The organism is Terrilactibacillus laevilacticus, assembly GCF_006517395.1.
Lineage (GTDB): Bacteria > Bacillota > Bacilli > Bacillales > Sporolactobacillaceae > Terrilactibacillus > Terrilactibacillus laevilacticus.
Window position 1 is genome coordinate 174,923 of record NZ_VDCY01000003.1, and the last position, 16,215, is coordinate 191,137.

General features: G+C 37.9%; 13 protein-coding genes. 3 read left to right on the plus strand and 10 right to left on the minus strand.

The genetic code is table 11. From position 1 onward, the window contains the following. Nucleotides 1–45: 45 nt before the first annotated feature. The 6 genes from lonB to FG390_RS05795 all read right to left on the minus strand — a co-directional run bounded on the left by lonB (nt 46) and on the right by FG390_RS05795 (nt 8,638). Entirely contained in the window at nt 46–1,734 is a 1,689-nt protein-coding gene (gene lonB, locus FG390_RS05770; protein ID WP_141190089.1) for an ATP-dependent protease LonB, read from the minus strand. A gap of 191 nt (nt 1,735–1,925) precedes the next feature. Beyond that, nucleotides 1,926–2,135, minus strand: coding sequence for a hypothetical protein (locus tag FG390_RS05775; protein ID WP_141190090.1), 210 nt, complete (start codon nt 2,133–2,135; stop codon nt 1,926–1,928). Between the two features lie 168 nt (nt 2,136–2,303). Beyond that, on the minus strand, nt 2,304–3,578 hold the full coding sequence (gene clpX, locus FG390_RS05780) for an ATP-dependent protease ATP-binding subunit ClpX (protein WP_141190091.1): 1,275 nt from the start codon (nt 3,576–3,578) through the stop codon (nt 2,304–2,306). Between the two features lie 458 nt (nt 3,579–4,036). Beyond that, nucleotides 4,037–5,350 (minus strand): trigger factor, encoded by a 1,314-nt coding sequence (gene tig, locus FG390_RS05785; protein WP_141190092.1) that lies wholly within the window; start codon nt 5,348–5,350, stop codon nt 4,037–4,039. A 248-nt stretch (nt 5,351–5,598) separates the two neighbouring features. Next, nucleotides 5,599–6,627 (minus strand): tetratricopeptide repeat protein, encoded by a 1,029-nt coding sequence (locus FG390_RS05790; RefSeq protein WP_141190093.1) that lies wholly within the window; start codon nt 6,625–6,627, stop codon nt 5,599–5,601. A gap of 1,024 nt (nt 6,628–7,651) precedes the next feature. Continuing rightward, a complete protein-coding gene (locus FG390_RS05795; RefSeq protein WP_141190094.1) occupies nt 7,652–8,638 on the minus strand; it encodes a zinc-binding dehydrogenase in 987 nt (328 codons plus the stop codon). A gap of 539 nt (nt 8,639–9,177) precedes the next feature. Here FG390_RS05795 and FG390_RS05800 point away from each other — a divergent pair. Further along, nucleotides 9,178–10,566, plus strand: a complete 1,389-nt coding sequence (locus FG390_RS05800) for a hypothetical protein (RefSeq protein WP_141190095.1) — start codon at nt 9,178–9,180, stop codon at nt 10,564–10,566. Between the two features lie 19 nt (nt 10,567–10,585). Here the strand turns inward: FG390_RS05800 and FG390_RS05805 are convergent, their stop codons facing one another. Next, the gene (locus FG390_RS05805; protein WP_141190096.1) at nt 10,586–11,236 is read right to left on the minus strand and encodes a VC0807 family protein; all 651 of its coding nucleotides are present in this window, start codon (nt 11,234–11,236) and stop codon (nt 10,586–10,588) included. A gap of 423 nt (nt 11,237–11,659) precedes the next feature. Next, nucleotides 11,660–12,157, minus strand: a complete 498-nt coding sequence (locus FG390_RS05810; RefSeq protein WP_141190097.1) for a hypothetical protein — start codon at nt 12,155–12,157, stop codon at nt 11,660–11,662. A 267-nt stretch (nt 12,158–12,424) separates the two neighbouring features. On the opposite strand from FG390_RS05810, the gene FG390_RS05815 reads away from it, so the two are divergent. Both FG390_RS05815 and FG390_RS05820 read left to right on the plus strand, forming a co-directional pair. Beyond that, nucleotides 12,425–13,252 (plus strand): alpha/beta fold hydrolase, encoded by an 828-nt coding sequence (locus tag FG390_RS05815; RefSeq protein WP_141190098.1) that lies wholly within the window; start codon nt 12,425–12,427, stop codon nt 13,250–13,252. Further along, on the plus strand, nt 13,249–14,112 hold the full coding sequence (locus FG390_RS05820) for a sugar phosphate isomerase/epimerase family protein (protein WP_141190099.1): 864 nt from the start codon (nt 13,249–13,251) through the stop codon (nt 14,110–14,112). The genes FG390_RS05815 and FG390_RS05820 overlap by 4 nt, the downstream gene beginning before the upstream one ends. Before the next feature lie 313 nt (nt 14,113–14,425). On the opposite strand, the gene FG390_RS05825 is transcribed toward FG390_RS05820, so the two are convergent. Continuing rightward, on the minus strand, nt 14,426–15,031 hold the full coding sequence (locus tag FG390_RS05825) for a cysteine hydrolase family protein (RefSeq protein ID WP_141603907.1): 606 nt from the start codon (nt 15,029–15,031) through the stop codon (nt 14,426–14,428). 91 nt (nt 15,032–15,122) lie between these two features. Then, nucleotides 15,123–16,148 (minus strand): ABC transporter substrate-binding protein, encoded by a 1,026-nt coding sequence (locus FG390_RS05830; protein ID WP_141190100.1) that lies wholly within the window; start codon nt 16,146–16,148, stop codon nt 15,123–15,125. Nucleotides 16,149–16,215: the final 67 nt, after the last annotated feature.

Sequence of the window (16,215 nt, forward strand, 5' to 3'; positions counted from 1 at the left end):
AAGTCGTTACATGTGTCTATTCATAAACGACAAGATCTAACAAAATTAGACTGACTGGGATGGAAGTTGACCATCAAATGGTGTTGCCTGAATTGACGGAAGACTCCAATCTACTTTTGGCTGTTCAGTAAATACAGCTCTGAGGACTTCTGTAAAATGACTTACTTGAATAATTTCGATCCCCTCAATACTTTTCAACATATCTTGCATGTTTGCTTTTGGAATAATGACACGTTTTGCCCCAGCTTCTTTAGCCGCTTGGACCTTCGCGACGACACCACCGATGGGTTTTATCAAACCGTGAATACTTAATTCTCCTGTCATGGCAACTTCAGAATCAATTGGCATTCGAGTAATAGCGGAATATACCGCAACAGCCATCGCAATACCAGCAGATGGTCCATCAACTGGTACACCCCCTGGAAAATTAATATGGATATGATAGTGATGAGCATGGGCTCCTAACTGATTAAGTACTGTAAGCACATTGTCAACAGAACTTCTTACCATACTTTTTCTTTTTATCGATTTTTGCTGTGATCCAATGCTTTCTTCCTCGACGATCCCTGTCATAGTAACTGTTCCAACTCGTTTACTTCTTACAGCGGTAGCTTCAATTTCTAATAAAGCTCCTCGATTTGGACCATAAACGGCTAAGCCATTGACGACTCCAATAGCGGACCTGCGAGCTATTTTATTTTTCATTCTTGGAGTAAGCTGGCTAGATTGAATAACCCACTCAATATCGCTTAAAGTTATTGCTTTGTTTTCTTCATTTTTGGCCTTTACAACGCCTACAGCAATTTGCATTAAATTAACGGCTTCTCTTCCACTTCTCGCATATTCGGCAATTTTTTCGATACAGCATTGAGGAACCTCCACACCGATTCGCTTTGCAGCTTTGATGGCAATGGATTCTATATCTGTCTGTTTTAACTCATTAAAAAAGACTTCAAGACATCTGGATCGAATAGCTGGTGGTAATTCTTCCGGTGAACGTGTGGTTGCCCCAATCAAACGAAAATCTGCCGGCAAACCATTTTTAAAAATATCATGTATGTGAGTCGGGATTTGTGTATTCTCTTCACTATAATAAGCACTTTCTAAAAAGACTTTTCGGTCTTCTAATACCTTTAATAATTTATTTATTTGAATGGGATGAAGCTCTCCAATTTCATCAATAAATAATATTCCACCATGGGCATTAGTCACAGCTCCAAATTTCGGTTGTGGGATACCCGCTTGCCCCATTGCTCCTGCTCCTTGATAAATAGGATCATGAACAGAACCAATTAATGGATCAGCAATTCCCCGTTCATCAAATCTTGCTGTTGTTGCATCTAATTCAACAAATGGGGAATTGAGATTAAACGGAGACGACAAATGATTCTTAGCCTCTTCTAATACAAGACGAGCTGCTGCGGTTTTCCCAACTCCAGGAGGACCGTAGATGATAACATGTTGTGGATTTGCACCGCAAATGGCTGCTCTTAGCGCTTGAATACCATCTTGTTGACCAATAATATCCTCCATCTTTTTAGGCCTTATACTTTCTGATAAGGGCTCAGTTAAAGCCACTCTCCTCATATCTTTCAATCGATTCATTTCTTTTTCTGACTCTTTTGCTACATACGTTTTTTGATTACGCTGATTTCTCAATAAGCTCCAAAAATAGAGTCCCACAATCATCCCAAAAAATACTTGAACAACGACTAGTAATGGCATCCAATTCATCTTTTTCTACTAACCTCCCGATTTATCTTCTAAAGACAGTATCTCCGAGGAGACTTATCCCTAAACGATAAAATGGAAAAAGATGCTTAAATTTGGATATCCACTTTTTTGATATAAAAGCCTTACTAGGGATGCTTTCTGGAAGATCATAGGTGGATCTGATCTGAACTTTGAGGCTTGATTGCATTACTTCAGACATTAGTTTTGTTGCTTATAAATGGAGTGTTTTTAATTGCGGGGCTTAATTGCGCCACTTCTAGGCTTAATTGCGCTACTTCTAGGCTTAATTGCGCTACTTCCAGGCTTAATTGCGCCACTTCCAGGCCTAATTGCGCCACTTTGGGGCTTAATTGCGCCACTTCAAGGCTCAATTGCGCCACTTCAAGGCTTAATTGCGCCACTCGACCAACGAATTGAGCTACTTTTGAATTAATTGAGGTACTTCCCTCTGAATTCAGGATTCATCATCAAATTCAAAAACTTTTCCTTTAGTCGACATCAGGCTCCGTATTTTAACCAAAAAAAATCGCGATGATCAAATTTGACCATCGCGACATTATCAATCAGTGTTATGCACTTTCTTTAGGTGTTTCTTGGTTCTTGACGACCGTTCCATCACTCGTAATCAATGTTGGTGGTTCAGTTCCTTTTGTGGTTTCTTCCGTAATGATACATTTTTCTATATCATCACGTGAAGGAAGATCATACATGACATCTAGCATGATGCCTTCGATGATGGATCTTAAACCACGAGCACCCGTTTTTCTTTCAATGGCATGCTGTGCAATGGTTTTAAGTGCTTCATCTGTAAACTCTAACTCAACATTATCAAGTTCGAGTAATTTTTTATATTGTTTAACAAGAGCATTTTTTGGTTTAGTTAGGATTTCAACAAGAGCAGATTCATCCAACTGTTCAAGATTCGTAACAACTGGCAAACGACCAATAAACTCTGGAATCAAACCAAATTTTAATAAATCCTCAGGAAGAACATGTTTAAGATACTCTTCACGTTTCAAATCTTGTACATTTGTTGCAGATGCGCCAAATCCAATGACTTTTTTACCTAAGCGGCGTTTAACAATTTGTTCGATCCCATCAAAGGCACCGCCACAAATAAAGAGGATATTCGTTGTATCAATTTGAATAAATTCTTGATGTGGGTGCTTACGCCCGCCTTGAGGTGGCACGCTTGCAACTGTACCTTCTAAAATTTTGAGCAAGGCTTGTTGCACACCTTCACCAGATACATCTCGTGTAATTGACGGATTTTCTGACTTACGGGCAATTTTATCAATTTCATCGATGTATATAATTCCTTTTTCCGCCTTTTCAACATCATAATCAGCAGATTGAATTAATTTAAGTAAGATATTTTCAACATCTTCGCCTACATACCCAGCTTCAGTCAAACTCGTTGCATCAGCAATGGCAAAAGGTACATTTAAGATTCTAGCCATAGTTTGTGCAAGTAACGTTTTCCCACTACCAGTTGGTCCGATCATGACGATATTACTTTTTGCTAATTCAACATCATCATTTTTTTGGTTCGTATTAATTCTTTTGTAGTGATTATACACCGCTACCGAGAGATTTTTCTTAGCATCGACCTGTCCAATCACGTAGTCTTCTAAGATGGCTCTGATCTCTTGAGGTTTTGGAATATCTTTAAATTCAATTTCTTCTTCTGTTCCTAATTCCTCTTCAACAATTTCCGTACAGAGTTCGATACATTCATCGCAAATATATACACCTGGTCCGGCAACTAATTTACGAACTTGATCCTGTGTCTTTCCACAAAAAGAACATTTTAATTGTCCTTTTTCTTCGTTAAATTTAAACATATATTTTCACCCCTCTAACATTCTGTCTTTCTTCTTAAAAGCAGACATGAGCGAAGCATTTTTAATTAGAAAAACTTAAGCTTAGCCTCAATTTTGCATGGTACAAGCCTTTATCTTTTGTCACTTTTTAAAGTTAATTCATGACAATGGATAGCTTATTCATGATGTCCATGCTCGTTACAATTAATTATAAATTTTATACCCATTTTAGGATATAAAAATCATTTTACCAAAAAGTAACGTCAAATAAATCATATGACTTTTCGTTTATGTACGCATTGTATCATAAAAAATCTCTCGGGGTAAGTTTTAAGCTTTATCGTTATGATATGTATGATAATTGTAGATAAAAAAGAACAACGATCTAAGGAAAAGCTAAGTTGTCATTATTTGTAGAAACAAGGCACGATCTCTCGCGCCTTGTCATTCAAATGTATTAAATACAGTTATACTACAAATTATTCGTGTACTTTGTCGCCTTCTACACCATTCTCAACAAGGAAGTCAACGGCTTTACGAAGTTTGATATCACCTTTAATCACATCTGTACCACCTTGAGCGGCAAGTAATGTTTTGATTTGATCAACTTCCATTTTATATTGTTCTGCCATTTTTTGAAGTTCAGCATTCACTTCTTCTTCACTTGCTTCAATATTTTCAGCTTTAACAATAGCATCTAGAGTAAGGTTAGCACGTACACGTTTTTCGGCGTCAGCTTTCATTTGTTCTCTAAGACCTTCTTTATCAGTTCCTGAGAATTGATAATACATATCAAGCGTTAAACCTTGAGATTGTATGCGTTGTTCAAACTCACGTTCCATCGCGTCAAGCTCATTTGTGATCATAACTTCAGGTAGATCGATTTCAGCATTATTAGTTGCTTGTTCAACTACTGCGTCACGATTATGGCTTTCAGCATGTTCAACTTTGTGATCTTTCAAATGTTTTGCGATTTTTTCTTTAAGTTCAGCTAATGTTTCAACTTCTTCATCGACATCTTTTGCAAATTCATCATCAAGTTCAGGTAACTCTTTCACTTTAATTTCATGAACTTTTACTTTAAATACAGCTGGTTTTCCTTTTAATTCTTCCGCATGATACTCTTCTGGGAAAGTCACGTTAACATCTTTTTCTTCCCCAATGCCCATTCCTATTAGTTGTTCTTCAAAACCAGGAATGAAAGAATTAGAGCCTACTTCTAGAGAATAATTCTCAGCTTTTCCACCTTCGAATGGTTCTCCATCTACAAAACCTTCAAAATCAATAACAACTGTATTTCCTTCTTCAACTGTTCCTTCTTCTTTAACGCTAAGCTCTGCAAAACGTTCTTGACGTTGTTTAAGTTCCGCATTAACCTCTTCCTCGGTGACATCTAGGTTATGTTTTACAAGTTCTAATCCTTTGTATTCACCAAGTTTAACTTCTGGTCTAACGGTAACGTCTGCTTTGAAGATAAATTCGCTTCCTTTTTCCACTTTCTCTACATCAATTTGAGGGCGATCAACAGGAGAAATGTCAGCCTCATCAACAGCTTTTGAATAAGCTTCTGGAAGAACGATATCGATCGCATCTTCATATAAAGCTTCAACTCCAAAACGTTGTTCAAAAATCATACGAGGAACTTTCCCTTTACGAAAACCTGGTACGTTGACTTTCTTTACAACTTTTTTGAAAGCTTGATCTAATGCTGAGTTAAAGCTTTCTGCATCAACCGTTACAGTTAATGTGCCTTCATTTCCCTCTTTTTTCTCCCACTTAACATCTACATTCATTTATTCTTACCTCCAACATGTATCTTCATACAAAGCTTTTTTTGCTCAAACGGTATGGCTTTTTTATTTTAATAGTCCATAAGACAAAATGCGTCCCTCTGAACAATCCTATATGTGAAAGTTATGTGTTTTCACAACGATTCTAGAAAATTTAAGTATAAGCATATCATCCGTTTAGAACATTCCTGATTGCAACCACTCCATTATAGCATAATGAAGAATTATGTAAAAATCAAATAATAATTATATTAATTTTTTGCACTCGATTCTTCTTCTATTTTACGTATAAACTGACTTGGTTCCTTCATTAATGGTGAAGAAACTTGAAACAATCGAGAAATTTCTGTTATATTTTTGTCCAAGCCACTCATCTCTGCCGCATAAAAACAACACGCACTGGCCCATAGTTCAACATGTTCTGGTTTAAGCGGCAAAGGATAAGCAGCAATAACAAAATGTCCCCATACTTGCTCTGCCAAATCGCACAATGTTGGATTATCTGAACCTAGAATTCGTATAAGACATTGTTTAACATCTTCTGCAAAGGCTCCATAGAAAAGTTCTTCTGAATTTAGATTAACTTCGCATGTTTGGCCAAATTTATAAACCTTAATTAGTGAGTTAAATTGTTTTTCCTGCATCACGTTCAGCAGTAAACTTTTGATGAAAGGATCACCATTTTTTGATAGTAAATAATGTTCGACATCTGGTAAGTCTTCTTTAACCATATCTCGTTGTAAATCCTGTATGGCTACCCATTGTTGTTCTGGCGGTTGTTCTTTCAACTCAGATAAATACTTCGACATATCTAAGTTTTGAATTGGCCCATCGTCTAGGTGGCTATCTTTTTCTCTTAATCTTAACCGGCAAAATGCAGCCAAATGATCTATGGTTTGCTGCATGTCTTTTGGAAGTTCCCCATCATTTAAAGCTTGATCCATCACCTCGAGCGCTTTTTTATATTTTCTTTTTTGAATTAGAACCGTTAAATAAAGGCGGAGAACATCAGGTTGATGACCTTCCTTTTCTTCTAGCATGCGTTCTGTTAAATGCTCTGCTCGATCGTAATCTCCGAGCTCAACGTAACATATTGCTAACCCATATTTTGCTTGAGGGTGACTTGATTCAAGGTAGTTTAATTGTTCGAAACACTCACGAGCATTTTCGAAACGCTTTTCCTTTAAAGCTACCACCCCTTTTTCAAGAAGGCGGTCTTCTAAAAAGGGAAAAAGATAAACATTATCTTTTTGACAGATCAGCTTTCGACTTTTCTTCATATAACGCCCACCCTATTATGTATACTTAAATTAAATATTATCAATTGAGGTCACTATAATCAAATATGAAACCATGAATAAATGATCCTTTTAGAGGTTGCTTGAAAAAGTCACCAAATGATAAGCTGCGAATCTCTGCGCCCGCTCGTTTTTCCGGTCCTCATGTATCGAATACAAGAGGATCGCTGGCTAAAACCGCTCACGTCCTGTGGCGGGCGCCTGAAGCTACCACATCCTGCGGAATGCCGGTCCTCAAAACAGCGCCGCTATTCTCCTTCTTGCTTTTAATTTGTCACCTTTTTGAACACGCACTTTTATGTACATTTCTGTTAAAATTATTACAAATAAAATAATTATTTTCATATACCCCTTTTTTTCTTATTAAAACATTAAGACAAACATCTTAAACTCATGAATGAAAACGCTAAGAATATAATTTTTATAGGATATGCGAGTGGGTTTAAGATAAGAATAGAGGTAACTAGCTGGTGCCGGGACTAACTAAAGAAAACTTGCCGATTACGGAGCCTATAAGGCGCTGACATAGGCCTAGCTGCAACTATAAATTTTTAAACTTTCTTAAAGCATGAAAAAACACCGACCATCCATTCATTTGATGATCGGTACATTTTTTGATCAATTAGTTTTTATGATTTATTGTGCTAATTGGATCATTTTTTGATAATCAGCTAACCATTAGTGGGGATGACGCAGGCTAAAAACGCGACGTCCTGTCGCAACGCCTGCACTAGCACATCCTGTGCGTCGAAAAACCCCCACTGATGGAAGCTTTACTTTATCCCACGGGCAGTAAAGTGCCCCACCTCGAGACTTTGAGTATTCAGAGAATCATACATTTATTGGATTCCTCCGTCAAATCAGCCCTGTTTTTTTCAATCGTTTACGTCAAACGATATTCGCTTCTTCGTCAATTAACTATTCTTGAACCAGTTTACAACGAAATTGCACAAAACACTGACGGTAGAATGCTTTGACAACGGAGTTTTGTCCCAGCCTTCTGCTTTTATTCTGCCTGCATTCTAACGATAATCTTTCCACGTACATGACGGGTTTTTACTTTCTTTAAACCGTTAGGCAATTCTTCTCGCGGTAGCACTTCACTTATCATAGGATCCAGTGTACCGTTTTTAATCCGGTCCATTAATTCCTTAGCCATAAAAGACAGGTTTACTCTTGCGCGAATAGAGCCGCTGCTGTGCGCTGCACCCAGTGCTACCTCATGTATAGACGGAGAAAGGGAAAAAGGCTTCACGTTAGACAAATCAGGAGACCCGGCGACATATGCCAAATGACCGGAAAAGGATAACCGTTTTAGGTCTTCTGTTGCTTCACGTGATCCGACAGTATTAACTATCAGATCCACTCCTTCTTGGTTCGTTTCTTCTAAAATTCGTCTTGTTACATCTTCTGTTTTGTAGTCAATGGTTATGTCCACTCCCAGAGACTTAACCCAAGCGTGGTTCTCAAAAGATGCCGTTGTAAACACTTTTAATCCTAGCTCTTTTGCTAATTGAATAGCAAATCCGCCTACTCCACCAGCACCGGCATGAATCAATATGGTTTCTTTTTGAGCATGATTCAGTTTTTGATAAACCGCCTGATAAGCAGTCATTCCAGCACAAAGAATTGCTGCGGCCTGGTCAAAAGAAACACCTTCAGGAATTTTGGCAGCAGTTTCAGCACGAATTACTGCTTTCTCTGCAAACGATCCTCTTTTATTCAAATCAGTATGACAGGCCACCTGGTCGCCAACCTTGAAATCAGTTGCATCTGGTCCTACTTCAATCACCTCTCCAGCCAGATCCACTCCTGTGACATGAGGATAATTCCAGTTTCTGCTTCCGCTTTCAATCATTTTATAATCTACAGGATTTAGAGCTGCGCTAATGACCCTTACTACAAGCTCTCCTCTACCGGCACTGACATCTTCTGTTTCTTTCCAAACAAGATTGTCTATACTGCCAGGCTCGTTAATTAACCATGCTTTCACAATATCTGCAGCTCCTTTTAGAAGTAAAATTAGTTGTAACTAGATTATATTTGAATAAAGAAAGCGGCGCAAAATATCCCGATAGAATATTCTCGCTCCAAGTACCGCGGCGATATTTATTCATTTATTATTCATGTAATAGAGGTTGCTTGAAAAAGTCACCAAATGATAAGCTGCGAATCCTCGACGCCCGCTCGTTTTTCCGGTCCTCATGTAGCAGATATAAGAGGATAGCTGGCTAAAATCGCTCACGCTGGCGCCTGAAGCTACCACAACGCGAGGAAAGCCGGTCCAAAGAAAACAGCGCCGTTCTTAGCCTCCGACGCCCAAGACGGGCTAGTACTGGCGTTTCTTGCAGGATTCTAGCGTACTTAGCCAGTAACCCTTTTCATTTGTCACCATTTTGAACACGCACTAAATAAAACGTCAAGTCAATTTATCTTAAACTCATGAATGAAAACGCTAAGAATATATATTTTTATAGGATATGCGAGGGCATAAGAATAGAGACAATTAATTTAAATAAGGTCGGTGTTTTTATGTTAAAAATGATTTACACTTTAGCGATCTTTTTCTATATCTTATCTTCTTTGTTTCCAGTTGCATTATTTCATAATTTGATGGCTATTTTTGCCTTTCTTTCCGTTTCCTGCAGTTTATTCTATGTAAGGGGTCCGGCCCTTATCTTTGGTCTTCTTTTCTTAATATTGGGTAGTTTTTTACTTATCTTCCATCACATTAATCCCGCATTATTTATTCTAGCATTCGGAGACATGCTGCAAGTTCTTATTGTTTTTGCTTTAGTTCCTATTCTTTCTTTACCTATCCAACTTGGCGGTTATGCCCGCGATATACAAGACATGATTTCTCAAAAACTGAAGCGACCGACACAGTTATATTCATTAACGTCGATTTTATCTTATGTCTTTAGTTCTTTTATGAATCTCGCTGCTCTGCCCATTACATACTATGCGATCGAACCTGCAACGTGCCATTATCCCATCTTGAACAAGTCACGCTTTTTAAATCGGGCCATAACTCACGGATATGCCATGCCGTTATTATGGGCTCCGGTCACACCGATTGTTGGTGTTGTTTTAGAATTAACGAACGCTTCTTATACAAGCGTACTCCCTTACTTAATCACATTAAGTTTTATTGGACTTGGATTAGATCTCGTCATTGGATCGTTTACATCACGCATCCATCAATCAATAAAGTCACAGAGTAAACAATCCCAAAACGAAACTGCGGCAGCCATCGAAAGGAGTGAACAAACATCAAAACGATCCTATCGGTTTTTGCATGTCATTGTGGCTATCTTTATGCTGAATATATGTATCGCTCTATTTGAAAAATGGACTCCTTTAAGCTTTTTATTTTTGGTGAGCCTATTGATTATTCCATTAGCCCTTTGTTGGTGTTTTATACTTGGTCAAACGAGGCCCTTTTTCACGGGTTTAAAAGATCACTTTAATCACCATTTATTCAAAATGAAAAATCAATTTTTTATTTTTCTCTCCGCTGGCTTCTTTATCACAACCCTGCACATGACTCATACCGATCAAGTGATCAGTCATTGGATAAGCGAGATCGTTAATTTTACCGGTGTTACTTACTTTCTTTTGATCCTTCCACTCATTCCTTTAGTTCTTGCCTTTGTTGGATTACATCCAGCCATTAGTCTTGTCCTTATTGCCGAAGCTATCCACACAAATTTGGCACATGTCTCACCTATTATTATGACTTTAACGATGTTAGGTGGAGCTATTCCCGCTTTTCTTATGGGACCATACAACGGCACACTCGGATTAATGTCTACGATTATGAATGAAAAACCAACAACGTTGTCAAACTGGAATTTTATTTATACGATGGTCTATCTCTTTGTTCTTATTGCAGGCATCCAGATTTTACTAATTTTCTAAAATATTATCCGAGACTTTGTCAAGGGTTATTTTCTCGTATGGTTGGCTTAGAATTGGTGACTTGCTCAGGGGGATTAAGACATTTTGATATATAAATAAAACCGTACATGGATATCCCAGTGATCGTCCAACTTAATATTTGCCTTAAAATTAATCCTTTATCAAAAGACTGAATACCATACTTTTGTATTAACCAAATTTTTATGGTAGCTAAAAGAATGTCTCTTAACGCAAACCCATAAGTCATGAGTTTGAAAATAAACAAGATTTTCTTTTGATAAAACACCTTTTTCATATGTTCTCGAGTGTGTCCCTGCATCTCCACAAAATCCAGTGAGAACAACAAGAAAATAGGTTTATTAATAAGAATCGTTACGATAAATATAAGCGCGACAATATAAGAATAAAAGACCTCGTTCCAGAGCATTTGTATCGCCGATCCTGCTAAAACATCAATTAAAATTCCTACAGATAAATTGCTAATCAAAGCGACGCCGAATAAATTTATTTTTTTCAATAAGATAAAACGAATAAAACTATATACGATTCCAGGTACAGAGGAGATCAGCATTGCATAATAATCATCCATATAATTTTTAAAAACATTCCATATGACAAGTGGAAAAATTAAATAAAGAATCAAATCACATATGATAATGTTTTTATTCATTATGTATCACTCCACTCCAAATTTTCGATCACTCATCACGGTAAGTTCACCAACTGGAAATTTATGATAAATAAAGAGTATCATATAAAATGATTTATATTCAATGGCTTTTCTAACTATTTTGAATTTTTTTATCCTAACCGAAAGCAAACAAAAAAAAGTCTCAAAGAAAACTTGCCGATTGCGGGGCCTATACGGTGCAGGCAGAGGCCCAATTGCACTTTATACCTTAAATTTTTTGCTTTCTTAAAGTGTGCATAAAGAACATTAATTCATTCCCATTCTTTTAGAGGTTGTTCAAAAAGTCACCAAATGATAAGCTACGAATCTCGGCGCCCACTTGTTTTTCCGGTCCTCATGTAGTAAAAACCTACATTCCGGTCCTCAAAACGGCGCCGCCTTGATCTTCTTGCTTCTAATTTGTCACCTTTTTGAACACGCACTTTTAAGAAACTTTCTAAAAAAATTCGATTTTTCTTCTTCAAATTCCAGTGGAAAGGCTAAGAAAAAATCGTCTATGCTTTCTATAATATAGGGCAAAGTTTCGATGTCTAAGTTTATGGATATTTTCAACGAATCATCATTATTTAAATTGTTATAGCCAACACTCAGTATTAATTCCTTATTTTTATGAGCTCGAAAAACAAACTTTAATTCACATGTATCTGATTCTAATGTAAATAAAATCGAATTAGGCTGATGATTTTTTTCTGACCTATAATATTCTTTCATACTTTTATAAAAGCCGTATACCGATCGACTAGTAAAATAAAATGAATTTATCTCGGTATTAAATCCATTACGCTTTATTTTTAAAGCCGTTTCGAATTCATATCCTAAATCATAACCTTCTGCCTCTGTAAAATCGATGAATTCCAAATTTAAAATCCAATCCTGCTTTGAAATAGTCAATACATCCATATCGTCCTTCTCCTAACGATTCAATTGTAACTTATGTCATTTTTCATCAATGATATATATTCTGACATATGTTTTCGACCCTTACTCTTATATGTTTTACAAATAATGATGCTGGGTAGTGACCTATATGTAACAGTTTAATTTACTTTACCAGTATATCTAGACACTTGTGTTCTGATTACATTTATTGCATTGACTTGGAATATTCCATACTGAAATACGGAACTCGGAAGCTTAATATACATACTTAATAAGGAAGGTGATTTGATGCCGTTCATTAAAACAAACGACGGTACGAAAATTTATTATGAAGAGCAAGGAAGCGGTCAGCCCCTAGTTATGATTCATGGTTGGTGCTTCTCCGGACGATTTTTTCACAGAAATATACAGGCTCTGGCTGAACATGCACGTGTGATTACCATTGATCTTCGTGGTCATGGAAACTCTGATAAACCATCACACGGATATCGAGTTCCGCGATTAGCAAGAGATCTGTACGACGTTCTTGTTCATCTAAATTTACAAAACGTGACGGTTCTTGGTTGGTCGCTAGGATGCCCTGTCATATGGAGTTATCTCGAAATATTTGGAAGAGAAAGACTTCATCAAGCCATTTTCGTTGAGCAATCGCCTAGACAATATTATGCACTCGATTGGAAGTATGCACATGCTACATGCTATGACGACGCAACACTCGCTTATACTCAAGCTCAAGTTGAACTTGACACTTCTAATTTTGATAAAAATCAGATTAAGACCATCATGGCGACCATGCCAACCATCATGGAGCGAGAATTATTCCTATCCGAAATGGCAAAAGCGCCTGCTTTTGCTAGGAACGCTATAATGGCCGACCATACCCGTTATGACTGGCGTGATCTATTGCCAAGAATTGACCTACCAAGTTTGGTGCTTGTCGCTTGTCAAGATAAGGTATTCCCTTGGCAAGGACCTGCTTATGTTGGTGAACACATTCCAAACGCTCAGACGGTATTTTTCGAGAATAGTAGTCACGCCTTGTTCCTTGATGAACCAGAAAAATTCAATGGATCGGTTATTCGTTTTATATCTAATAAAACAGGAGGTGTACGATGATTCCATCAACTTTCCCTTTTTCATATGGTGTTAATGAGTTCACTACACAGCCTTGGTCTTTTGAACAAGATATTGTAAATTATAAGAGTCTTGGCGTTGATACTATCGAGTTATGCGAAATCAAACTCGACCCTGCTCGTATGACCAGTCAGTTAGAATTCTTAAGGAATTCGGGTTTGAAAGTTAGTTCCGTTCAACCACAAGTGCGAACAGCGGTGCCAAGTATGGGTCAGCCTCATCCAGAAAGAATAGAGGATCGTATTAAACGTTTTCGTCAGTCGATTGAACGACTTGCGCCCTATACACCCGGTGCAGTGTTCGTCACCAATACTGGCCCTGCACCTAAAGGCAATATGGTAGAATCAATCCAGGAAGTCGTCAAATATCATCAGGAACTTTCCAGTATTGCCGATTACCATGGAGTAAAACTTGCCCTTGAACCATTGAATCCGATATTACTCAATCTGGAAACTGCGATTTGGACTTACAAGCAAACTCTGAATTTGGTTCAAATGATAAATCGGGATAATGTCGGTATTTGCCTTGATTTGTGGAACCTTTGGCAGGATGCTCATCTTATTCGAGGAATAAATTCATCACCAGAGCAAATTTTCTTACTGCAAGTGAGCGATTGGAGGACCCCAATGTCTAGCGCCGACCGTCGTAGTGTCGGTACCGGCGAGATACCTACCGATGAGTTATTACATGCTGTGTACAATGCAGGTTACCGTGGTCCGTGTATTCTTGAAATTTTCTCTCAGAATGTACCTGATTCCCTTTACAACACAGATCTAAATAAATTAATCCTAGATAACCGTGAAGCTCTTGAGCAGGCATGGAAATCTCGCTTAAAAGTATAATACCAGAATGGAAACATTCCGATAAAGTAAAACTTCCATCAGTGGGGGTTTTTCGACGCACAGGATGTGCTAGTGCAGGCGTTGCGACAGCACGTCGCGTTTTTAGCTGCGTTATTACCCACTGATGGTTAGCTGAACCAATCGGACCTTTACGGGCAGTTGATCACCCACCTATCTTCTTTGAATACTCAGAATCTTGAGGTGGGGGTCGCTACTAGCCGTTAAGGCAGATAAAAAATTAAATTTTAATTCACGAAAAAAGCTTTAGAGACATTTTCGCTCTAGAGCCTTTATGTATAACTATTTATCTGATCTAAGCTAGCGCTTGAATTACTTGGCCTGAGTCCATAACTTGTCCAAAAAAGAGGTCAATATTTTCAAGTGTCATGTGGTGAGCTTTTTCGGAGAAAGCCGCTGTACAGTCAGATAGGAGAATAATATCGTAATCTAACATGAATCCATCTCGGGCCGTGGACTCCACACACACATTAGTACTGACACCTGTCATGAGGAGTGTTCTGATTTTAAGCGTACGAAGAATTGAATCAAGTCGTGTATTTATGAACGCACTGTATCGATGCTTGATGACGATAATATCATCTGGCGTTGGCGTTAGTTCAAAGAATTCACTGCCCCATGTATTTTTGCGGCAAACATTGGCATGGCTTTTATCTTTCAGCCGCCTAATCCAAGTTTCCGAATCCGTACTCTTTTCATGAATGGTCTGAATGAAAATAATAGGAACATGGTAATCTCTTGCTTGTTGAATTAATTGTTTCAATTGCGGTATCATTCCTCTGGCCATACTTGTATCTAAACCTTGTTTTGCCATACTTCCTTCCTCATGGCAAAAATCATTTTGGACATCAACGATAACTAGGGCCGTATGGGCTGGATCTAAAATATCTTGAGAAGTCATTTTAATGCATCCCTTCATTGGCTTTTAAAAAAGGCTTCTCAATCAAGTGAAGATCTCCTCCACTTGATTGAAGGCAAGCCATCCTAATTGTTTACTTTTTTGCTTTTTCAAAAAAAGACATGTTAACTAATTGGTTATACTTATAGTCTTTTGTATAGATACCCGTTTTATTCACCACATCCATCGGTTTTGCGAGAGCTTCTTTTGAAATGTATCCGTCTTTACTCCATAAATGATCTTTGTAGGCGCGGTCCATAGAAGCTTGGAGGTTTTCTTCCGGTGTGCTTGGAAATTCTTTTTTCAAGACTTCCATAGCGAGTTTTTTATCATTTTGGACTTTATCAAGGGCTTTGATCATGGCATTAACGACTTTTTGGACCGTTTTTGGATCATCTTTAATTGTGGACTGTTTGGTACTAATAACAGAGTAAGCATAATCACCTAAGCTTGTGAAACTGTAAAAGGGTTCATTCCAAATACCTTTTTTGATCCCATCATTAATTTGTGGCTCAGCTCCATTAGCCATATCGGCTTTCCCGCTTTGAACAAGAGAAACAACCGCTGCCGCATCTGCGGGTTCATCGAGTTTGACATCTGTTTTTGGATTTAAGCCGACATCCATCAAAAGCCAGCGTGTTAAAAGATTTGGACTTCCACCATAACGACCTGCGGCGATCGTTTTACCTTTTAAAAATTTGGCTAACCCTTCTTTGCTTGTATCCGTTAATTTGAGTTTTTTATTCGCCATCAGATAGACATTAGCACGGTTAACCACATTCACGACCGACTGAATCGGATCCTGACTTTGGGCACTCCCAATCGCATTAGATTCAGGACCGCCAATATTTCCCCAAACATCACCGCTAACAACAGAGGTGACATGAGCACCACCCGTGGCTGTCGTTACCTTAACATCTAGACCTTCATCTTTAAAATAGCCTTCATCAATCGCAACATATAACGGAAGGTAAGCGATTAAATGCACGGGTTCCGCAATTACTATTTTTTTCAAACCGCCTTTAGCTTTTTTCTCTTCATTAGATGAACCACACGCAGAAAGCAGAGAGATAACTAAACATGCCATAATAAAACATCCGACCCATTTTAATTTCCTCATGAATGAATCCCCCTTATTCTTCTGACACTGCCTGTTTTAACCAATTAAATAAAAGACTCCCATTGAT